This is a genomic window from Lysinibacillus sp. GbtcB16 (assembly GCF_019091145.1).
Classification (GTDB): domain Bacteria; phylum Bacillota; class Bacilli; order Bacillales_A; family Planococcaceae; genus Lysinibacillus; species Lysinibacillus fusiformis.
Genome location: NZ_JAGXJV010000001.1, coordinates 539,267 through 562,051 on the forward strand (window position 1 = coordinate 539,267; position 22,785 = coordinate 562,051).

Annotated in this window: 21 protein-coding genes; all 21 read left to right on the top strand. The window is 37.6% G+C overall.

Annotation, left to right across the window (positions count from 1 at the left end; all coding sequences use genetic code 11):
• Positions 1–136: 136 nt before the first annotated feature.
• Positions 137–865, top strand: a complete 729-nt coding sequence (locus KVT27_RS02640; protein WP_008178950.1) for a GntR family transcriptional regulator — start codon at positions 137–139, stop codon at positions 863–865.
• 54 nt (positions 866–919) lie between these two features.
• Positions 920–2,002 (top strand): BMP family lipoprotein, encoded by a 1,083-nt coding sequence (locus tag KVT27_RS02645; protein WP_036124090.1) that lies wholly within the window; start codon positions 920–922, stop codon positions 2,000–2,002.
• Between the two features lie 441 nt (positions 2,003–2,443).
• Positions 2,444–3,991: an ABC transporter ATP-binding protein gene (locus KVT27_RS02650; protein ID WP_036124093.1), complete on the top strand. Its 1,548-nt coding sequence runs from the start codon at positions 2,444–2,446 to the stop codon at positions 3,989–3,991.
• Positions 3,991–5,037 carry an ABC transporter permease gene (locus KVT27_RS02655; protein ID WP_012293322.1) on the top strand — a complete coding sequence of 349 codons (1,047 nt, stop codon included), beginning with the start codon at positions 3,991–3,993 and terminating at the stop codon, positions 5,035–5,037. The genes KVT27_RS02650 and KVT27_RS02655 overlap by 1 nt, the downstream gene beginning before the upstream one ends.
• A 1-nt stretch (position 5,038) precedes the next feature.
• Positions 5,039–5,998, top strand: a complete 960-nt coding sequence (locus tag KVT27_RS02660) for an ABC transporter permease (protein WP_036124095.1) — start codon at positions 5,039–5,041, stop codon at positions 5,996–5,998.
• A 175-nt stretch (positions 5,999–6,173) separates the two neighbouring features.
• Positions 6,174–7,445 (top strand): EF-P 5-aminopentanol modification-associated protein YfmF, encoded by a 1,272-nt coding sequence (gene yfmF / locus KVT27_RS02665; protein ID WP_036124098.1) that lies wholly within the window; start codon positions 6,174–6,176, stop codon positions 7,443–7,445.
• Positions 7,442–8,740 carry an EF-P 5-aminopentanol modification-associated protein YfmH gene (gene yfmH / locus KVT27_RS02670; protein WP_217580613.1) on the top strand — a complete coding sequence of 433 codons (1,299 nt, stop codon included), beginning with the start codon at positions 7,442–7,444 and terminating at the stop codon, positions 8,738–8,740. Before yfmF ends, yfmH begins: the two co-directional genes overlap by 4 nt.
• A complete protein-coding gene (gene ymfI / locus KVT27_RS02675; RefSeq protein ID WP_036147479.1) occupies positions 8,740–9,468 on the top strand; it encodes an elongation factor P 5-aminopentanone reductase in 729 nt (242 codons plus the stop codon). The genes yfmH and ymfI overlap by 1 nt, the downstream gene beginning before the upstream one ends.
• Before the next feature lie 44 nt (positions 9,469–9,512).
• Positions 9,513–9,770: a DUF3243 domain-containing protein gene (locus KVT27_RS02680; RefSeq protein WP_008178933.1), complete on the top strand. Its 258-nt coding sequence runs from the start codon at positions 9,513–9,515 to the stop codon at positions 9,768–9,770.
• Between the two features lie 226 nt (positions 9,771–9,996).
• On the top strand, positions 9,997–10,782 hold the full coding sequence (locus KVT27_RS02685; protein WP_008178931.1) for a DUF3388 domain-containing protein: 786 nt from the start codon (positions 9,997–9,999) through the stop codon (positions 10,780–10,782).
• A gap of 16 nt (positions 10,783–10,798) precedes the next feature.
• A complete protein-coding gene (locus KVT27_RS02690; protein WP_175422988.1) occupies positions 10,799–11,728 on the top strand; it encodes a helix-turn-helix domain-containing protein in 930 nt (309 codons plus the stop codon).
• A gap of 47 nt (positions 11,729–11,775) precedes the next feature.
• Positions 11,776–12,354 carry a CDP-diacylglycerol--glycerol-3-phosphate 3-phosphatidyltransferase gene (gene pgsA, locus KVT27_RS02695; RefSeq protein WP_025113992.1) on the top strand — a complete coding sequence of 193 codons (579 nt, stop codon included), beginning with the start codon at positions 11,776–11,778 and terminating at the stop codon, positions 12,352–12,354.
• A gap of 17 nt (positions 12,355–12,371) precedes the next feature.
• Entirely contained in the window at positions 12,372–13,631 is a 1,260-nt protein-coding gene (locus tag KVT27_RS02700; protein WP_036124110.1) for a competence/damage-inducible protein A, read from the top strand.
• A gap of 161 nt (positions 13,632–13,792) precedes the next feature.
• Entirely contained in the window at positions 13,793–14,854 is a 1,062-nt protein-coding gene (gene recA, locus KVT27_RS02705) for a recombinase RecA (RefSeq protein ID WP_036124113.1), read from the top strand.
• A 522-nt stretch (positions 14,855–15,376) separates the two neighbouring features.
• Positions 15,377–16,936, top strand: a complete 1,560-nt coding sequence (gene rny / locus KVT27_RS02710) for a ribonuclease Y (RefSeq protein ID WP_008178918.1) — start codon at positions 15,377–15,379, stop codon at positions 16,934–16,936.
• A gap of 140 nt (positions 16,937–17,076) precedes the next feature.
• A complete protein-coding gene (locus KVT27_RS02715; RefSeq protein WP_235318481.1) occupies positions 17,077–17,847 on the top strand; it encodes a tyrosine-protein phosphatase in 771 nt (256 codons plus the stop codon).
• Positions 17,848–17,878: 31 nt separating this feature from the next.
• Positions 17,879–19,036: an O-antigen ligase family protein gene (locus KVT27_RS02720; protein WP_217580615.1), complete on the top strand. Its 1,158-nt coding sequence runs from the start codon at positions 17,879–17,881 to the stop codon at positions 19,034–19,036.
• Positions 19,037–19,105: 69 nt separating this feature from the next.
• Positions 19,106–19,822, top strand: a complete 717-nt coding sequence (locus tag KVT27_RS02725) for a YveK family protein (RefSeq protein WP_036147487.1) — start codon at positions 19,106–19,108, stop codon at positions 19,820–19,822.
• Positions 19,822–20,520, top strand: coding sequence for a CpsD/CapB family tyrosine-protein kinase (locus KVT27_RS02730; protein ID WP_036147488.1), 699 nt, complete (start codon positions 19,822–19,824; stop codon positions 20,518–20,520). The genes KVT27_RS02725 and KVT27_RS02730 overlap by 1 nt, the downstream gene beginning before the upstream one ends.
• A gap of 8 nt (positions 20,521–20,528) precedes the next feature.
• Positions 20,529–21,614 (top strand): glycosyltransferase, encoded by a 1,086-nt coding sequence (locus KVT27_RS02735; protein ID WP_217580617.1) that lies wholly within the window; start codon positions 20,529–20,531, stop codon positions 21,612–21,614.
• A 67-nt stretch (positions 21,615–21,681) separates the two neighbouring features.
• The gene (locus KVT27_RS27210) at positions 21,682–22,779 is read left to right on the top strand and encodes a glycosyltransferase (RefSeq protein WP_309140230.1); all 1,098 of its coding nucleotides are present in this window, start codon (positions 21,682–21,684) and stop codon (positions 22,777–22,779) included.
• Positions 22,780–22,785: the final 6 nt, after the last annotated feature.

The window sequence follows — 22,785 nt, forward strand, 5'->3', positions numbered from 1 at the left end:
TTGAAGAAAGAATGAATTCTATAACAGATTTTATTTAAAACTGTTTATTTCATTCTGCAAAAATGTTATATTTATGAACGATTAGTAGGAATGTTGTACATCAGATGTCTGATCTCTGATTTTGGTGGTGATATATGTGACTATTAAAGCAGATCATCGTCATCTCTATCTTCAAGTAATCGATCGTTTAAAATCTGACATTGAGGCTGGCATTTTTAAAGAAAATGAAAAGCTGCCTTCAGAATTTGAATTATCGAAATCACTCGGAGTCAGTCGAGCAACACTTAGAGAAGCACTTCGACTGTTGGAAGAGGAAAATGTGATTGTGCGCCGACACGGGGTTGGGACTTTTGTCAACCCTAAGCCGTTGTTTACATCAGGCATCGAGCATTTATCGAGCATTTCTTCTATGATCGAGGCAGCGGGTATGGAGCCTGGTTCGCGTTTTTTAAAAGCGGCCGAGCACATCCCTTCTGAGGAAGATTTAAAACGCTTCCAATGTGATGGCGACGATAAAATACTCACAATTGAACGTGTCAGAACAGCGGACGGTGAGCCCGTAGTTTACTGTATAGACAAGCTACCCGCAAGCTTCCTGCCTACTGACTTTGTCGAAAAAAAAGAAGTTTCACTGTTCTCTGCTCTTGAGCAATCTGGAAAAATTCATGTGGCCTATGCGGTTACGTACATTGATCCAGTTGGGTATCATGAACAAGCTTCACCGATTTTAAACTGTGGACGTGAAACAGCTCTTTTAGTGTTAAAGCAGTTGCATTACGATGACCATGATCAAGTAGTGCTCTATTCAAAAAATTATTTCCGAGCTGATAAATTCAGCTTCCATGTAGTTCGTAAACGGGTGTAGAACATTTCTAAATTTTTTTCCTGCTAATTACAATACCTTTGGGGGGTTAATTAAATGAAAAAACGTAAATTTGGTTTAGTATTAACATCAGTATTAGCGGCAAGTGCAATTTTAGGTGCTTGTGGTACAAAAGACGAAAAGCCTGCAAAAGAAAATGATAACGCTTCAGGTGGAGAAACATCAGAAGAATCATTTTCAGTAGCAATGGTTACTGACGTAGGTGGCGTTGATGACAAATCATTCAACCAATCTGCATGGGAAGGTGTTCAAGCTTACGGAAAAGAACACGGTCTTAAAAAAGGTGATGGTGGTTTCGACTACCTACAATCAGCTTCAGATGCTGACTATGAAACAAACTTAAACAACTTAGTGCGTCGTGACTTTAACTTAGTTTATGGTATCGGTTTCATGATGGCTGATGCAATCGATGCAGTAGCAGCTGAAAATCCAGACAATCACTTTGCGTTGATTGATGCTGAAGTGAAAGCAGACAACGTAGTAAACGTACTGTTCAAAGAGCAAGAAGGTGCTTTCTTAGCTGGTGTTGCTGCAGCTAAAATGTCTAAATCAGGTAAAATCGGCTTCGTAGGTGGCGTAGATATTCCAGTTATTAACCGCTTCCACGCTGGTTTTGTTGAAGGCGCTAAAGCAGTAAATCCAGATATCGACATCCAAGTAAAATACACTGGTGCATTTGATAAAGCAGATCTAGGAAAAATCACTGCTAACAGCATGTACTCTTCAGGTGTAGATGTTATCTTCCACGCTGCTGGTGCAACTGGTAATGGTGTATTCTCTGAAGCAAAAGAACGTAAAGCAAAAGATCCAAATGCAGATGTATGGGTAATCGGTGTAGATGCTGACCAATACGAAGAAGGTAAAGTAGACGATAAAACAAACGTAACTTTAACTTCTATGTTAAAAGGTGTTAACACAGCAGTAGTAGATATTTCAAACAGAGCGAAAAACGGTGACTTCCCTGGTGGAGAAACACTTGTTTATGGTTTAGCTGAAGATGGGGTTAAACTTGCGGATTCTCGCGGTGCAATCCCAGAAGATGTACAAAAAGTAATCGATGAATATAAAGAAAAAATTGCTAAGGGTGAAATCGAAGTTCCAGAAAAAGTGGAAAAATAATTCATCTTTTGATCATCATAAGGGACTTTTAAGAAGGACCTTATGATGATTTTTCAATCTATCGTTATATTTAGATTATTCGCAATTCTCTATTTAACTAGATTTATATGAACCTTTTAGAGGTAGTAATAAGATTTTCATAATGATGGTAACAAGTTAATAGAAGAAAGGTTTCTAACGATGACCTTTCCTGTATTAATTTAGCAAAACACCTACCTCTATAGGTGGGATTATATCAGTAAATAAAAGATAGCCTTTGGTAACGAAAGCGGTCTAAAGAATTAGAGAACTGTAGCAAAAAAGCTCTAACGGTCATCTAGTTTATGTACATTTCGAATACAGGATGTATTGCTAATCTGTGCCATCAGTCATAGTAGAGGCAGATACTAAACGCTAAGGCGGAATTACTTTATAAAAGTGCCTATTAAGGGAGTGACAATATTGGAATATGTGATTGAAATGCTAGGAATCCGTAAAGAATTCGGTAATTTCGTGGCGAATAATAATATCACCCTCCAACTGAAACAAGGCGAAATCCATGCATTGCTTGGAGAGAATGGTGCAGGTAAATCGACTTTGATGAACGTCCTTTTTGGTTTGTATCAACCAGAGGGTGGCGAAATTCGCGTTCGTGGGAATGCTGTAAAAATTACAAACCCAAATGTTGCCAATGATTTAGGGATTGGTATGGTGCATCAGCACTTTATGTTGGTAGAAAATTTTACAGTAACAGAAAATATTATTTTAGGCTCCGAGCCAACTAAAATGGGTATTGTCAATATAAAAGATGCATCTAAAAAAGTACAAGCCCTTTCTGAGAAATATGGCTTGGATGTTGATCCTAATGCCAAAATTGAAGACATCACTGTTGGTATGCAACAACGTGTTGAAATATTAAAAACATTATACCGTGGTGCTGATATTTTAATTTTTGATGAACCAACAGCCTCTTTAACACCACAAGAGATTACGGAATTAATTCAAATTATGCGTCGTCTTATTGCTGAGGGGAAATCTATTATTTTGATTACCCACAAGCTAAAAGAAATTATGGAAGTGTCCGATCGCGTAACGATTATCCGTAAAGGTGAAGGAATTGGCACTGTTGTAACCGCTGACACAAATCCTGATCAGCTAGCTGAAATGATGGTTGGCCGACAAGTTGAATTTAAAACAGAAAAAACGGATGCGAATCCAACTGAAGAAGTACTTGCTATCCATGACTTAGTCGTAACGGATTACCGTGATATTGATAAGGTAAAAGGTCTGAACTTAAAGGTTCGCAAGGGTGAAATCGTCGGTATAGCAGGTATTGATGGAAACGGTCAATCAGAATTGATCGAGGCGATTACAGGTCTTCGTAAAATTAAAAGTGGTACTGTTGAACTAAATGGTAAAAATATTACAAATTTGAAGCCTCGTAGTATAACAGAAGAAGGCGTTGGGCATATTCCGCAAGACCGTCATAAGCATGGTTTAGTACTAGATTTCCCGATTGGTCATAATATTGCGCTACAAACGTATTATCAATCTCCTATAGCTAAAGGCTTTGTCATGGACTATAAAAAAGTGTCGGAGAAAGCCAATCAAATTATTAAAGAATACGACGTACGTACAGGTAATGGTGAAATGACACCTGCTCGTGCATTATCCGGTGGTAACCAACAAAAGGCTATTATTGGTCGTGAAATTGATCGTAATCCAGATTTATTAATTGCCGCTCTACCAACACGAGGTCTTGACGTAGGGGCGATTGAATTTATTCACTCGCGTCTTATTGAGCAACGTGATAAAGGGAAGGCTGTTCTGTTAATTTCCTTTGAATTAGATGAAGTTATGAATGTTTCGGATCGCATTGCCGTTATTTATGATGGTCAAATTGTGGACGAATTAAATCCGAAAGAAACAACAGAACAAGAGCTTGGATTATTAATGGCAGGTCAAAGTAAAAAAAATAACAAGCATGATGCGAAGGAGGGGAACGACTAATGTCAAATCGTGTCATTAATATACTCGTTCCTATCATCTCTATTATTATCGGTTTAATTGTAGGGGCTATCGTCATGGTAGTCAGTGGCTATGACCCAGTACAAGGTTATATCGCTCTTTGGACAGGTATTTTTGGAGATTCATATTCAATAGGGAACACAATTCGTCAAATTACACCATATATATTAGCAGGTCTTGCAGTAGCATTCGCCTTCCGTACAGGGCTGTTTAATATTGGTGTTGAAGGTCAGCTTATTTTAGGTTGGTTAGCAGCAGCTTGGGTAGGTTATGCATTTGAGCTACCTAAAGTTATACACTTACCATTGGCATTACTTGCAGCAGCAGCAGCAGGTGCATTTTGGGCCTTTATTGCAGGTTTCTTAAAAGCGAAATTTAAAGTGCATGAAGTAATTGCGACAATTATGCTTAACTATACTGCGTTATATATTGCAAACGCGGTCATTAAAAAATTGTCAGATGGTAGCTTTAAAACAGAACGTATCCATGAATCAGCTTCATTACGTTCTCCGTTTTTAAGAGAGCTTACAGACAACTCAAGTCTTCACTATGGGATCATTGTTGCACTATTAATGGTTGTTGTTATGTGGTTCATTTTAGAAAAAACAACTCGTGGATATGAGCTGAAAGCTGTAGGGTTCAACAAAAATGCTGCAGATTATGCTGGTATGAGCGTTAACAAAAACATTATTTTAGCGATGACTATTTCAGGTATGTTTGCAGGTCTTGGAGGAGCGATGGAAGCTCTAGGTACGTTCCAAAACGCATCCATTAAACCTGGCTTCACTGGAATTGGTTTCGATGGTATCGCCGTAGCCTTACTTGGTGCAAATACACCACTTGGCGTAGTATTCGGGGCATCACTCTTTGGTTCATTAAAATATGGGGCTTTAAATATGCCAAATGCTGCTGGTATCCCGGAAGAAATTGTATCGATTATCATTGCGTTAATTATCTTCTTCGTAGCATCAGGCTATATTATTCGAGTAGGCTTACAGAAGCTGAGCAAGAAAAAGGAGGGACAATAACATGAGCTTTTTAGAAATGTTATATTTCATCATCCCTTCAGCGATTCTATATGCAACACCTTTGATTTTTACAGCCATCGGTGGGGTATTCTCTGAACGCTCTGGTGTTGTCAACATCGGGCTAGAGGGCTTAATGATTGTTGGTGCTTTTGTAGGTATATTTATCAATTTAGAATTTGCTTCATCATTAGGTGCAGCAACTGTTTGGGTAGCAATGCTAGCGGCTGTTGTAATTGGTGCGATTTTCTCACTTTTCCATGCCGTTGCTTCTATTTCATTCCGTGCCGATCAAACAGTATCAGGGGTAGCTATTAACTTATTAGGCTTAGCTGCTACTGTATTCTTAGTAAAAATGATTTATGATAAAGGTCAAACAGATATGATTGACCAACCGATTCGCCGTTTTGGTATTCCTTATTTAGAGGACATTCCATTCTTTGGCCGTTTATTGTTCCATGATGTTTACAGTACATCTATTCTGGCGTTTGTGGTAGCATTTGGTGCTTGGTTTATTATTTATAAAACACCATTTGGCTTACGCCTTCGCGCTGTAGGTGAACACCCAATGGCGGCAGATACAATGGGGATTAACGTCAATAAAATGCGTTATATTGCTGTTATGATTTCTGGAGCTCTAGGTGGACTTGGTGGTGCTGTCTATGCACAAACAATTACGCACGACTTCTCACATGCGACAATTGCTGGTCAAGGATTCATGGCGATTGCTGCTATGATTTTCGGGAAATGGCATCCAATTGGTGCACTAGGTGCAGCCTTATTCTTCGGTTTAGCACAAACATTAAGTATTGCAGGGAACCAAATTCCACTCATCGAAAATGTTCCAGCCGTTTATCTGCAAATCTTACCGTATGTATTAACAATCCTTGCTTTAGCAGGCTTTATTGGTAAAGCGAATGCTCCTAAGGCAAGTGGTCAACCATATATTAAAGGTAAGCGTTAAAATAAGTCATGATTAAAGACTGAGTGAAATATGCTCAGTCTTTTTTTCCATGTTGTTTTCATATAATTTATAATTTTTCCCATACATACTTTGGATTCTTTTTGCAATTATAGACAGTAGACATGTATAGTATGTGTAGTACATCGTTATATTAAGAAGGATAGGAGGGTTTCATATGTTTAAAACTATACCTTTTGCCAAAGGTGTCAATTTGCATATCCGACAAACGACCCAATTTAAAACCGTAAATTTTTCAATTAAATGGAGAAGAGCATTAACAGCTAAGAGTGCATCGGAACGTACTGTGTTAACCAATGTACTGCAGCATAGTAATGCTAAATATAAAACAACTGCTGCTTTCAGAAGCTTCTTAGATGATCTATATGGCACTGTTTTATATTTTGATACGTCTAAACGAGGTAATGAACATACAGTGCTCATGAATGTGGAGACGGTAAATGATCATTATCTAGCAAATACAAGTGTGTTAAATGACATGCTTGGTTTATTGCACACGGCTATTTTTGAGCCAAATTTAGAAAATGGAGTTTTCAAGGAATCCATTGTGGAACGTGAAAAGAAGACAGTTATACAACGTATTGAATCTATTTTTGATGATAAATCTCGCTTTGCACAATTCCGCTTACAACAAATCCTAAGACCAAACGAACCAGCATCTATTTCGGCAAATGGTAGTGTTGAGGAAATTCAAAAAATAACCCCTTCCTCCTTATTTGAGGCATATCAATCAATGCTAGCTAACGATAAAATAGATATTTATGTTGCTGGGGATATTAATGAAGAAGAAATTGTAGCGAAATTAAAAAAAGCGCTACCATTTAATGATCGTTCACCTGAAGAAGTACCAGCTGTTCTTCCGCAACAACATCCTCAAAACGATTATGTTCGAGAACAGCATGAGATGAAGCAAGGGAAGCTTCACATTGGCTTTAGTACGCCAGTAAGATTTGGTAGTCCGGACTTTGCTAAAATGCAGATTTTTAATGGTATTTTCGGCGGCTATCCACACGCTAAATTATTTATGAATGTTCGTGAAAAAGAGAGTTTGGCTTATTATGCTTCTAGCTCCTATGCTTCTCATTATGGTCTCGTATTTGTAGTTTCTGGTATCGAGGCTAAAAATGAGGAAAAGGCGTTATCACTAATTAAAGAACAGCTTGCGACAATGCAGTCTGGTAACATTACTGATTTAGAGCTAGAACAAACAAAAGCAATGCTCACGAATCAATTAAAAGAGTCCTTGGATTCTGCCCGTGGACAAATTGAAATTTTTGATCAATATAAAGATTTACCAGAGGAATTCTCTGTGGAATCTTGGGCTAATAAGTGGAAAGCTGTGACGAAGGAAGATGTTATGGATATGGCGAAGCAAGTGCAGCTTGAAGCGGTCTATTTCTTATGTGGAAAGGAGCAAGCCGCACAATGAAAACAATTGAATTTAAGCAATTAGATGAAACTCTTTATTATGAAAAGCTTGAAAATGGATTAGATGTATATATCTTGCCGAAAAAAGGTTTTTCTAAAACATTTGTTACATTTACAACGAAGTACGGTTCTATTGATCGCACTTTTGTACCCATAGGTCAAACAGAAAGCATTACGGTGCCGGATGGAATCGCTCACTTCTTAGAGCATAAAATGTTCGAAAAAGAAGATGGCGATGTCTTCCAAAAGTTTAGTGAATATGGAGCTTCTGCTAACGCCTTTACATCATTTACGCGTACGGCATACCTATTCTCTTCAACTGATAATATTTACAAAAGTACCGAAACATTATTGAATTTTGTGCAAGAGCCTTACTTTACGGAAGCGACTGTCAACAAAGAAAAAGGAATTATTGGGCAAGAAATTACCATGTATGATGATCAACCAGATTGGCGCCTATATTTTGGTACGATTGAAAATATGTATCATCATCACCCAGTAAAAATTGATATTGCTGGTACAATTGAATCGATTGATGGCATTACGGCCGATCATTTATATACATGCTACAATACGTTTTATCACCCATCTAATATGCTATTATTTGTGATTGGTGCAGTGGATCCTGAGGAAATGATGACTTTTATTCGTGATAATCAAGGGAAGAAAGAGTTTTCAGAACCGGTATCCATTCAACGTTTCTTTGATGAAGAACCAACAGAGGTAGCAATAAACGAACGGACATTAAACATGGATGTACAAAAGCCTAAAGTTTATGTTGGATTGAAGGCAAAAGAAACCAATTTGTCAGGGCGAGAAATGTTAAAGCATGAGCTATCTGTTCAAATCGCACTAGAACTTATTTTTGGACGTACATCTAATTTTTATGAACATGTTTACGAGGATGGTTTAATTGATGAAACGTATGCATTTGATTTTACATTAGAAAATGGTTTTGGATTTGCTATGATCGGTTCGGATTCTTCAGAGCCTGATAAATTAACATCTGCAATAAAAGAAGAGTTGGCTAAATTTGAAGGGAATTCACACTTTGAAAGTGCTGATTTAGAACGTATTAAACGTAAAAAAATTGGTTTCTTCTTACGCGCTTTGAATTCTATTGAGTTTATCGCCAATCAATTTACTCGTTACTCCTTTAATGACATGAATTTATTTGATGTTGTACCGGTTCTTGAGGAATTAACAGTTGATGATTTATACAAAGCATTTGCCTCAATACAAGGTGAATCTCAACAAACCGTGTTTAAAATTTTACCAAGTAAGCAGGATGCCTAGTGAAAAAGTTTGCTCTTGTACTAGGTGCTTCAGGTGAGATTGGTCACGCTATTTGTCATAGCCTAGCTGAAGAAGGCTGGTCCATCTATTTACATTATTCAACTAATAAAAATGCTGCAGAAACTTTATGTGATACGCTTTCTAAAACTTTCCCTGCGCAAGAGTTTATGCTTGTACAGGGGGATTTTTCAATTGAAACAGGAGCAGAAATGGTAGCCGCACAGATTTTTAATGTGCAGGCTATTATTTTCGCAAATGGACAAGCGCATTATTCACTGCTAGAGGATACAACAGTAAAAGATATGGACGCACTATGGCGAGTTCATGTTCAAAATCCGATGAGGTTGACGGCTTTACTATCTGAAAAGCTTCGTCAGCATGATGTCAGCTATGTTTTATTTATAGGCTCTATATGGGGCGAAGCTGGGTCAGCTGGTGAGGCGCTCTACGCAACTGTAAAAGGAGCACAACATGCATTTGTTAAATCCTATGCAAAGGAAGCGGCATTATCTCGTATTCGAGTAAATGCCGTTGCTCCAGGCTTCATTAATACATCCATGAACAGTCATTTAAGTAAAGAGGAGCTTAATTATATTTTGGAGGATATTCCTTTAGGGTCAATTGGGCAAACAATAGACGTAGCTGAGATGGTTCGCTTTTATTTATCTGGGAAAGCGGATTATGTAACTGGACAAATCATTCGATTAAATGGAGGCTGGTACATATAATATTCTTTTTTACACATACTACATGTGTAAAGGAGGAGAAACATATGACCATTTTAGAAAACTGGCAAAAATGGACATCGTTTTTAGGACAAAACGTTATGCAAGCTGAATCAAGTGGTATGCCTAAGAAAATGATTCAAGCAGCTGCTGTCCAAATTGGTGAATATTTAGCTTCAAATGTAGATCCTAAAAACGAGCAAGAGCGAGTGCTATCAGATTTATGGGGCGTTGCCTCTGAAGATGAAAAGCATGCTTTGGCGAATTGTGTCGTTAAGCTTGTCCAAAATAAGCATGTGCAATAAAAAAAGAGGAGAGCTAATCTCCTCTTTTTTCTATATAAAAAATTTATTTTTTAGTGAAAACGGGAACGTATGTAAGCCTTATTTCTATGCATTCAAAAAAATTAGTAAGTTTTTAAAAATAACGCCGTAATTCCATGTATTCTAACTTTCCATTACATAAAAAATCAGCTATGATGGAACTTATAAAGGATTTTTTACGTTAACTAATAGGAAGGGAACGAGTGTGTTGAGCGATTGGTACTTTGAATATGAGATTCAGGTGAATCGCCCTGGATTATTAGGAGATATTGCTTCACTTTTAGGGATGCTACGTGTCAATATTATTTCAATTAATGGTGTCGATGAGGATCGACGTGGTATGTTAGTGCATACAGACAATGATGAGGCAATTGAACGTTTTCGTACAATTGTTTCGACAATGGAACATATTAACGTGACCAAATTTCGACAACCGAAACTTCGAGACCGCTTAGCTATTAGACACGGTCGTTATATTCCTCGAGATGCAGATGAAAAAAACACTTTCCACTTTGTAAGAGATGAACTTGGTATTTTAGTCGATTTTATGGCCGAACTCTTTAAAAAAGAGGGACATAAGCTGATTGGTATTCGTGGCATGCCACGCGTTGGTAAAACGGAGTCTATAGTAGCAGCAAGTGTTTGTGCTAATAAAAAGTGGATTTTTTTATCGTCCACAATGATAAAACAAACCGTTCGTAATAAACTAGTGGGGGATGAATTTAGTCGTAATAATATTTTTATTTTAGATGGTATTGTGACTCGTCGCTCTTCTGATGAGCGACATCTACAATTAGTGCGTGAAATGATGAATATGCCATGCATTAAGGTTGTAGAGCATCCTGATATGTTTGTTCAGCATTCCGAATATAAAATAGAGGATTTTGATTATATTATTGAATTACGTCATCACACAGATGAAGAAATTACTTATGAAATAATGGAAAAAAATCATATGTCCGAATCCGATTCATTTGGTGGATTTAATTTTTAATTTGATGTTAAAGTAGGTGTTATTAGTGGCAGAATTAGGGACTCGACTGAAAGAGGCGAGACTGTCTAAAGGCTACAGCTTAGACGATTTACAAGAAATAACGAAAATTCAAAAGCGTTATTTAGTAGGAATTGAAGAGGGCAATTATTCCATTATGCCTGGCTCGTTTTATGTACGAGCTTTTATTAAACAATATGCAGATGCTGTTGGTTTAAATGCGGAAGAAATTTTAGAGACTTATAAAAAAGAACTACCGAGTACTCCAAATGATCAAGTAAGTCAATCCATCACGAATAGTCCAAGCAGAAGAAAGGTCACAAAAGGCCCTTCCAATAAAATGATGGAGGCAATGCCAAAAATCATTGTTGGGTTATTTATTGTTGTGATCATCGTGGTAATATGGGTGCTATGGCAATCCAAAAACAGTCCAGGGACAAGCGAAGGCAACACAACATCCCCTGAAATTGAATATGATACAAATGCCAAGCCTATCGATAGTGCCAAAGATAAGAAAGAAAAAGAAGAAAAAGATGCTCTGAAAAATGACCAAAAAGATACAGACTCTAAAGAAGAAACACCAACTGATGAAGATCAAACTGATCAAACTGAAGAGATCAAGCAAACCATTTCCGCAGGTACTGTTGAAGCAGATGGAGCAACAACTTCTTACACGTTAACAGGTACAGATACATTGAAACTTAAAATCGAAGTTTCAGGTCCTACATTTGTTGGTATTCGTAATCAGCAGCAACAAGAATTATTAACGGATACTCGTGTTTATAATGCTGGTGAAGTGGTAGAATTCGACGCGACGACTGAAAATTATGTTCGTATCCGTCTTGGTAATTCTACGCAAGCTAAAATCTATATTAATGACGAGCTTCTCACGTATGCACAGCAAGTTGTAACTCAAAATATCGTCATCAATTTCAATAAAGAACAGTAGTCATCATGTGATGACTACTTTCTTTCATCATGAAAGGTGTTAGAAAAATGAACATACCAAATAAAATTACCATCTCACGAATCTTACTTATTCCATTTTTTGTCATTGTTATGATGTTTGATTTTGGCTGGGGAACATTGACTCTATTTGGGGCAGAGATGCCAATCCATCATTTTATAGGCGCACTTATTTTTATTTTAGCTTCGACAACTGATTGGGTAGATGGTTATTATGCACGTAAGTATAATCTTGTGACTACATTTGGGAAATTTTTAGATCCCTTAGCTGATAAATTACTTGTGTCAGCAGCTTTCATTTTAATGGTAGAGCTTGATATGGCACCAGCCTGGGTGATCATCATTATTATTAGCCGTGAATTCGCTGTTACGGGTTTACGCCTTATTTTGGCAGGTGGCGGAGAGGTCGTTGCCGCCAATCAGCTTGGCAAAATTAAAACTTGGGCACAAATTGTAGCAATCGCTGCTGCTCTTTTACACAACACAATTTTTACACTTATTGGTATTCCTTTTGATATGATTATGCTATATGTAGCATTGTTCTTTACGCTATGGTCTGGGTGGGATTACTTCTACCTTAATCGACGTGTTTTACTTGAGTCTAAATAAGAAAGGTCTTGTGAATCATGAATGCTGAAATTCTTGCGGTTGGCTCAGAGCTATTATTAGGTCAAATTACGAATACGAATGCGAGATTTATCTCGAACCAGTTATCCGAGCTAGGCATTAATGTTTTTTACCATACAGTAGTTGGTGATAACGCAAAACGTTTAGAACAAGCTATTGAAGTGGCAGAATCTCGTGCAGATTTAATTATATTTTCGGGAGGACTAGGACCTACGAAAGATGATTTAACAAAAGAAACGATTGCTCGCCATCTCGGTGTTTCTCTAGAATTTGATGAAGTTGCATTAACATATATTGAGCAGTTTTTTGCCAACCGAGGACGTCCTATGACGGAGAATAACCGGAAACAGGCTTTAATTCTAGCTGGAAGCGAAATATTAGCCAATCATCACGGAATGGCGCCGGGTATGATTTTTAAAAACAATAATCGTACGTATATTTTACTCCCAGGGCCACCAAAAGAGCTTGAGCCTATGTTTCAATTTGAGGCGAAACCTAAGCTTGCCGCGATGCTTAATGATGGAGGGATCATTGCCTCTCATGTGATGCGTTTTTATGGGATTGGTGAGGCCGAACTTGAAGTCCAGGTACAGGATATTTTAGATGCCCAAACAAATCCAACTGTCGCTCCACTTGCGTCGGATGGTGAGGTAACATTACGCGTAACAGCTAAAGCAGAAACCGAACAGCAAGCCCAACAACTTATTGCCGCCAAAGTAGCAGAGATACAAACCCTTGTTGGTGACTATCAATATGGTGTGGATGATGACTCACTTGTTTCAAAGACAGTTGAAATGCTAGTTGACAATAATCTAACTATTTCTGCTGCGGAAAGTTTAACGGCAGGGTTGTTTCAATCAGAGCTTGCGGAAATTCCAGGGGTAGGTAACGCACTCATTGGAGGCGTAGTGACCTATGCGGCAGAAGCAAAAGTAAAGCATCTTGGTATTTCACAAGAATTAATAGATACACACGGTGTTGTAAGCGGTGAATGTGCTGCTGCAATGGCAAGTGCAATTCGAAAACAATTTGGGACAAATATCGGCATTGGGTTAACAGGAGAAGCAGGGCCTACAGCACATGACCATCAGCCAGTAGGAACGGTTTGGATTGGTATTGCCATCAACGATGAGGAGCCACTTACATACTTACTTCATTTATCTGGTATGCGTAATACAAATCGACTCCGTGCAGTGAAATTTACATGCCATTATTTAATGCAGCGTTTGGAAGAACGCGGCTATACAAAACGATATTAATATAGAGTGAAAAATAGGAATTTGGGTAGAGGAAAACTATCCAAATTTTTATTTTGTAGAAAAAACGAATAAATGTTCGCTTTTTTCTTGCGTGTTTTCTCAAAAACAAGTATAGTAGAGATAGACAAAAACAGTGAACAGTTTTCGAAGGAGGAAAATGAATGAGTGATCGTAAAGCAGCCTTAGAACAGGCTTTAAAACAAATTGAAAAGAATTTTGGTAAAGGTTCAATCATGAAACTCGGTGAAAAAACCGACTTAGAAATTGCGACATCCTCAAGTGGATCATTAGCACTTGACGCGGCATTAGGCGTAGGTGGTTATCCGCGTGGACGTATTATTGAAGTATATGGTCCTGAATCATCAGGTAAAACAACAGTTGCTTTACATGCTATTGCTGAAGTACAAGCAAAAGGTGGACAAGCAGCATTTATCGATGCAGAACATGCATTGGACCCAATCTATGCTCAAAAATTGGGTGTCAACATTGATGAGTTATTATTATCACAGCCAGATACAGGGGAACAAGCACTTGAAATCGCAGAAGCACTAGTTCGTAGTGGTGCAATTGATATCATTGTTATTGACTCCGTTGCTGCTTTAGTGCCAAAAGCTGAAATTGAAGGGGATATGGGTGATTCTCATGTCGGTTTACAAGCCCGTTTAATGTCACAGGCATTACGTAAACTTTCAGGTTCTATTAATAAATCAAAAACGATTGCTATTTTCATTAACCAAATTCGTGAAAAAATTGGGGTAATGTTCGGAAATCCGGAAACAACACCAGGTGGTCGTGCCCTAAAATTCTACAGCTCTGTACGTTTAGAAGTTCGCCGTGCAGAAGCTATTAAGCAAGGTAATGATATTGTTGGTAACCGTACGAAAATTAAAATTGTGAAAAATAAAGTAGCGCCGCCTTTCCGTACAGCTGAAGTTGATATTATGTATGGAGAAGGTATTTCTAAAGAAGGCGAAACAGTTGATTTAGGTGTAGAATTAGACATCGTGCAAAAAAGTGGATCTTGGTATGCATATGGCGATGAGCGTCTAGGTCAAGGACGAGAAAATGCAAAACAATATTTAAAAGAAAACACTGCTGTTTTGGAAGAAATCTCAAACAAAATTCGATCTTCTTATGGTATTGCTGCTAATTCTTATACAATTGCTGCTCATGAAGAAGACGAGATGGATGAAGAATTAATGTCACTTCTTGATGAAGAATAATCAAACGATTGCATTGTTCCCAATTTATTACGGGAACAATGCTTTTTTTGTCTATAATCTAAAATTTTTACACATAATAAGATAGAAGCTATATGCCTCAGAAATTATTTCTTATGTACTGGGTTAATGTAAAAGGTGTAAAAGGAGAATTTTTTCCTAGTGTAAAAGTAACAGGAAAAAAATTCGCTGAATGGATAGGACTTACTTTTTTTCTTCTCGAAGGGCGAACAGGTGCCCGACTATCCTTGACAGAGCTGATGGCTAGCTATACAATTAAATATGTATAATTTCTGAATTATGACTTTAAATAGGCAGTACATTTTATCTTCATTTAGCAAAAGTTTTATAGTTACATGTCCTTTTCGAAGGATGTCAAAACGCCTACTGAATGCAGATAATACCTTTGGCCAATTAAACAAGTTTTGTGTGAAGCTAACAAAATATTGCGCAATTTGCCAAGGCGACATAGATGTATGCGCCGACTGAAACTGTAATACCCAAATAGCAAGAGGAGGTGTTCATATGGATGGAATTACTATCATCTCCGCTTTGCTTGGACTCATCGTTGGTGCCGCTGTTAGCTATATCTACATGAAAAAAGTGAATGACTCAAAAATCACTGGTGCTAAACATGTCGCTGAAACAATCGTTGAAGAAGGAAAACGAGAAGCGGAGGCATTAAAGAAAGAAGCACTACTTGAAGCCAAAGATGAAACTCACAAATTTCGTACTGAAGCCGAAAATGACATTCGTGAACGTCGTTTAGAACTTCAAAAACAAGAGAACCGTTTATTGCAAAGAGAAGAGAATCTTGATCGCAAGGATGATGCTCTAAATAAGAGAGAAGCAAGCTTAGAGCGTAAAGAACAAGCTCTAGCTGAAAGACAACAGCATATTGAACAGATGGAGAGCAAAGTGGACGAGCTCGTTGCATCACAAAAAACAGAGCTAGAACGTATTTCTGCTTTAACTAGAGAAGAAGCAAAATCAATTATCTTAAATGAAGTAGAAAAAGAGCTAGCAACTGATATTGCTGTGATGACGAAGGAAGCTGAAACACGTGCAAAAGAAGACTCAGATAAAAAGGCGCGTGAAATCTTATCATTGGCACTACAACGATTTGCAGCAGATCATGTAGCTGAAACAACCGTATCTGTTGTAAACTTGCCAAATGATGAAATGAAAGGTCGAATCATTGGTCGTGAGGGCCGTAATATTCGTACATTGGAAACGTTAACAGGCATTGATTTAATTATTGATGATACTCCAGAAGCGGTTATTTTATCAGGCTTTGATCCAATCCGTCGTGAAACGGCTCGACTTGCACTTGAAAAACTTGTACAGGATGGCCGCATTCACCCAGCACGTATTGAAGAAATGGTGGAAAAATCTCGCCGTGAAGTGGACGAACAAATCCGCGAAACTGGTGAGCAAACTACATTTGAAATTGGCATTCATAACTTACATCCAGATTTAATGAAAATTTTAGGCCGCATGAAATATCGTACAAGCTATGGACAAAACGTCCTAAAACATTCAATTGAAGTCGCGCATTTGGCAGGTTTACTGGCAGCTGAATTAGGTGAAGATGTGGCGTTAGCTCGTCGCGCAGGCTTATTACATGATATTGGTAAAGCCATTGACCATGAAGTAGAAGGTAGCCATGTTGAGATTGGCGTGGAATTAGCAACAAAATACAAAGAACATCCAGTCGTTATTAATAGTATTGCTTCGCATCATGGTGATACAGAAGCAACGTCTGTGATCGCGGTATTAGTCGCGGCAGCTGATGCTTTGTCAGCAGCTCGTCCAGGTGCACGAAGTGAAACACTTGAAAACTATATCCGCAGACTTGAAAAATTAGAGGAAATTTCAGAAAGCTATGATGGCGTAGAGAAATCTTATGCAATTCAAGCTGGACGTGAAATCCGAATAATCGTACAACCTGAAAAAATTGATGATTTAGCTTCTCACCGTCTTGCTCGTGATATCCGCAAACGTATTGAGGAAGAATTAGATTATCCAGGTCATATAAAGGTAACAGTCATTCGCGAAACTCGTGCCGTTGAGTACGCGAAATAATATTGAAAGTTAGAGGTTTCTCTAGATTCATATCTAGAGAGCCTCTTTTTTAATTTAGCCAGAGTCATGTTTGAGGAGCATTCATCATAAAAAAGAAAAAGGCTAGATTTTCTGCAGATGGATTAAAGAGGAAAGTTGTGATGAAAATGATAGATCTTCATGCCCATATATTATTTGATGTGGATGATGGGCCTAAAGACAAAACAGAATCCTTAAACATGTTGGAGCAAGCTGCACGGGAGGGGATAACAGAAATTGTCTGTACCTCACATGCTATGCATCCACAATATCATGTCCAATATAGCATGGTTCAAGCGCTAATACATGATTTACAACAGCTACTGCTACAACACCAAATTCCAATCACCCTCCACACAGGACACGAAGTTCGTTTACATGATGAGCTTTTGGCACATCTTCAGCAGAAGCAACTCCATACATTAGCCCACACTAACTATATTCTATTAGAACTTCCTTCCAATACGATTCCTGCCTATACGAAAGAGATGATTAGACATTTAAAATGTGCTGGATATACACCTATTTTGGCACACCCTGAACGAAATTTTGCCATTAGAGAAAATCCAAAAAGACTCGATGTCCTTATCCAAGAAGGTGCGTTTACACAAATAACGACAGGTAGTTTAACAGGTTTGTTTGGTAAGGAGGTACAGCGTTTATCATTAGCTTTAGTAAGAGCAAATTACATTCATACGATAGGCTCTGACGCCCATAATGTAAGTACAAGAAAATTCTGCTACCAAGAGGCACTCCAATATCTAGAGAAAAAGAATGAAATAGAGATGGTAGAGCGGCTCCTCATGAATAATGCAAATGTTTTAGCTAACAAGCCTATCATGCGATTTGAACTAGAGGATCTTGTCGTGAAGAAGCGATGGCTTATATTTTAATCTCCTATGTAGAATTGAGTGTGAGTATAATATGAAACTATTCATCACATTAGTGTTTAGCGCACTTATTTTTATGAGCCTTATGCAGCCCGTTGATGGCATTTACCATAAAATATCTTTAATTATTAGCCTTTTCATTATTATAATCTCTATACTTCAGCATAAAAAAATTAGTATTCAAAATGTACAAGCTAGTGTTTTTTTTAGTATGTATACGTTTTTTTGTGTCATTGCAGCTGGGGTAAATCAAGATATGATTTTATTGAAAAATAGTCTTCAATTATTTTGCATGTTTTTAGCCGTTTCTATTTTCTTTAATGATCTTGTGAAAGAGCATGTTATGGAGATTGTTGTGAATAGTGTTTTACTAGCCTACGTCCCATTTACTTATTTATGTTTCCTACAAGCACGCTATATGTTTGGGGGGTTTGCAGGTGTATTTGAAAATCCCAATACAATGGGGTTTTCTATGATTGGATTAATGGTTGCCGTACTTTTAAGGCTATATCAGCTAACCACGAAATTTTTACATGAACGACAACAGCCAAAATTAATTTTATTATTTGTTTTTTATACGACCATTTATTTAATGTGCTTGTATATTATACTACTTTCAAATGCTCGTACTTCATTGTTAACCGCAGCACTAGTGACAATTGTAGTGATTGTTTCTAGTATTAGAAACTTAAATAAAACCTTTCTGCCATTCCTAAAGTTTAGTGCTCTTTTTGCGGCCACCGTTTTAATTGTATTAATAGCCTTTATGAAAATGGATAAGATGCAAGATGCCGTACAAAGTATCGTATTGAAAATGGAAAAAAAATCTACGAACATAACAGATGGTCGACTTGAAATTTGGCAATATGTTTTTGAGCATATTCAATTTTGGGGACATGGTGTGGAGTCATTATGGTCTATAGGTGTATCTCATGCTCATAATACATTTATTAATATTTTACAGGAGGCAGGTCTACTGGCATTGATTAGCTATTGCTGCTTTTTGCTAGCCATTGCCAAAGGCTATCGTCACATGAATGACCAGTTTGCCATTTTGATGGCGTTAATTATAGTTGCGATGCTAGGGGTTTCCACATTTGAAATTCTTTATTTTAATGTGCTCCATATTCTTGTGTTTGTTGTCAGTGGTAGCTTGAGAGATACGGGCAAAAAGACAATATTAACCGAATAAGCGCTAGGCTTGTGTAATATACTTTATTAGCATTGCCGTTATCTGCCTATATTAGGAGGGATCCATTTTGTGAATGAAGAAATGACAATCCAAAGTCTAGTAAAAGTATTACAAAAGCGCTGGTTCTTCATCCTAATACTGATGATGCTGTCGATCGGCATTGCCGTGTTCATTAGCTATTTTCTTCAAACGCCTATTTATGAGGCAGAAACTCAATTATTGGTCAATCAAAAAAGCTACGAGAATCAGCAACTAATTGGAGCACAGAATGTGGATACGGACCTTCGTTTAATAAATACGTACAATGTCATTATTAAAAGTCCTGTTATTTTAACAAAAGTCATCGATGTTCTGGCACTAGATACAACTCCAGAAACTTTAATGAAGCAAATTGAGGTTTCAAGTGCTAATAATTCCCAAGTAGTTAATATTCGTGTACAAGATGAGAATGAAGCAAGGGCGGTGAAGATTGCCAATACGATTGCAGAGATTTTTAAAGAGGAAATTCCTGTTTTAATGCATGTGGATAATATTAATATTCTCTTTATTGCCCAATCCAGCGAACATCCAGTACCAGTGAAACCAAATAAATTGCTGAACCTCCTAATAGCGGCTATTAGTGGTTTCAGTTTAGCAGTTGTACTCGCCTATTTTTTAGAAACGCTTGATAGGACTATTAAAACAGAGCAGGATATCGAGGAAATATTATCATTACCAGTGATTGGGGTAGTCAGTAATATAGAATTACTCCATAGTAAAAAATCCAGAGCTAGGGGGTCATCCTAATGCTGTTCAAAAGAAAAACAAAACGAATCCCAATGGCTCGCAAGCTGATTACCGTTTCCGATATGATGTCCATTCCCTCAGAGCAATATCGTACCATTCGCGCGAATATTAAATTTTCACAACCCAATCAAGATGTCAAAACTATTCTAGTAACGTCCTCTATCGCTGGTGAAGGAAAATCGACAAATGCCGCGAATATCGGAGTTGTATTTTCACAGGAGGGGAAACGTGTCCTCATTATTGATGCTGATATGCGTAAGCCTACACTTCATCATACATTTTATCTTGATAATATATTTGGCTTATCATCTGTGTTATCACGTCAAGCAACCTTACAAGAGGTGATTCAAGAAACCTTTGTAGAAGGTGTGGATATTATTTCGAGTGGTGCTATTCCTCCTAATCCAACCGAATTATTAGCCTCAGAAACAATGACCTTCTTGCTACATGAAGTGAAAGAACAATACGATATTGTGATGATTGATGCCCCACCATTGCTTTTTTTATCGGATGCACAAATTTTATCGAATAAATGTGATGGTACTCTTTTAGTTGTTAATACGGGGACTGTTGGAAAAGCAGCTGTCGTGAAATCAAAATCCATCTTAACCATTTCCAAGGCCAATATATTAGGTGTCATCTTAAATAATTATAAAATGAAGGGTAGTACGTATGAGCAGTATTATGGAAAGGAATAAAATGGAGAATGACAGTGAAAAAGATTTTGCATATTATCCCCACTACTGATTTTGGTGGTATAACGACCATGATCGTAGATACTTGGTTGAATGTTAATAAATCGTTGTATCATTTTGATTTTGTGTCATTTAATAAAGGTCCTTACCATGATATTCTCTTACAGCAAGGTTCGAAAATATTTTATGAAACGTATATTACTGAGCAAGGCCCACTTTCATATATGCGGAACATTTATCGGATCATCAAGCAATATCAATATGATGCCGTTCATGATCATACAGGTTACCGAGCAGTTTTTACCATGCTAGCAGCTCGTTTGGCTGGCGTAACATGCCGTGTATTACATAGCCATACGAATGTTGCTGAAGAATGGAACAATAAAGCTCTGTTAGCCTTGTTGAAAAGACTGAGTGTTGGAAATGCAACGAGACTGGTAGCGTGTAGTCAAAAAGCGGGTGAGTTTTGCTTTGATAAAAAATCCTATGAGGTTGTCGCTAATCCAATCGATATGCAGAAGATAGAGCGTTTATCGTCAGCGGAGAAAAAGAATTTAGCAGAAGGTCTAGGGATTCAAGATGGAGATTTAGTCATAGGGCATATTGGTCGTTTTGTACCTGTGAAAAATCATCCGTTTTTAATTGAGCTTGCTGCTACATTAAAGCAAAAAGGAATACCATTCAAATTACTTTTGATAGGGGATGGCCCTTTAGAGCAGGAAGTTCGTTATCTCGTCAAGCAACGAAACCTAGAGGATTGTGTTCGATTTTTAGGCCAACGTGCGGATATTATTAAGCTCCTTCAGCTTATGGATAAGTTTATTTTACCTTCTCATTTTGAGGGCTTTGGCATTGTATTATTAGAAGCTCAAATTTGTGGTACACCAGCCATCGTTTCTTCCACACTGCCAAAAGAGGTCGATCTGAATGTTGGATTGCTACAATATATAGATCTACAGGGAGAGGTCGATCATTGGCTGCAAGCTATTTCGGAAAATAATGAAAAGATAGATCCGCAAATTATTAGAAAGAGTCTTAAAAATAAAGGATTTGATGCACAAGTAATAGCAACTAGATTATGTGCTCTTTACACTTAGCTAGCAAACTAATTCAAAGGATGAGACTATCCAAAAGAAAATTAAAATTACTCATATCATCACTACGATAGGTCTTGGTGGAGCAGAAGCAATGCTGCATCGTCTCTTACAAAACGTCGATAGGGACTTGTATGAGATAGAGGTTATTTGTCTAACAGAGATGGGAACTTATGGTGAGTTTATCGAACAACAATTAAACATCAACGTAACTATATGTGATATGCGAAGGAGTATGGGGAGCGCCTTTATTCAATGTTATAAACGATGTCGAGAGAGTGATATTATTCAAACTTGGATGTATCATGCTAATTTTCTTGGATACATTCTTTCAAAATTACTAAAAAAGAAATTAATTTGGGGCATCCATCATAGTAATTTAAATAAACATGACAATAAACGAAGGACAATTTTCATTGCAAAGCTTTGTGCTAAATTGTCTAAACATGTGGATGCTATTATTTCTTGTGGTCCAAAGGTGAAAGAAATCCATGAAGCGATTGGGTACAAAAATAAGCAGCACCGAATTATTGTGAATGGCGTAAATACTGATTTTTATAAGCCTAGTAAAAAGCGCGAATATTATATGGAACGATTCAACATTCTGAACCAACCTATTTTATTGCATGTTGGTAGATGGGACCCTTTAAAGGATTATGAAAATTTGCTAGCAAGTTTGAAGCGATTAAGGCAGGAACGACAAGATTTTTATATGTTTTTAGTAGGCTATGAAATAGATGGCTCCAATGAGGTATTGCGCCAAATGATTGAGAACGCGCAATTAGAGTCATTCACTTTCCTATTAGGTAGTAGAGACGATATTCCACAATTAATGGCAGCAGCAGATCTATACATTTTATCCTCCTCAGGGGAGGGGCTACCGAATGTGTTGGTAGAAGCACTTGCCAGTGGCACTTGCTGTGTGACTACAAATGTTGGGGATTGTGAATATTTAGTTGGGGATTATGGGGAGGTTGTACCAGCCAAAGATGCAATAGCTTTATCGCAGGCCATTAATAGGGCATTAAATTACGATTCAAAGCAATATGAACAAAAAGCTAGTCTTGGTCGTGCACATGTTTTAGCAAACTTTGAAATTAAGCATGTTGTGGCGCAATATCAATCTCTATATCCAGCTATTATTGATAGGAAAGACAATCCTTACTAACAGAAA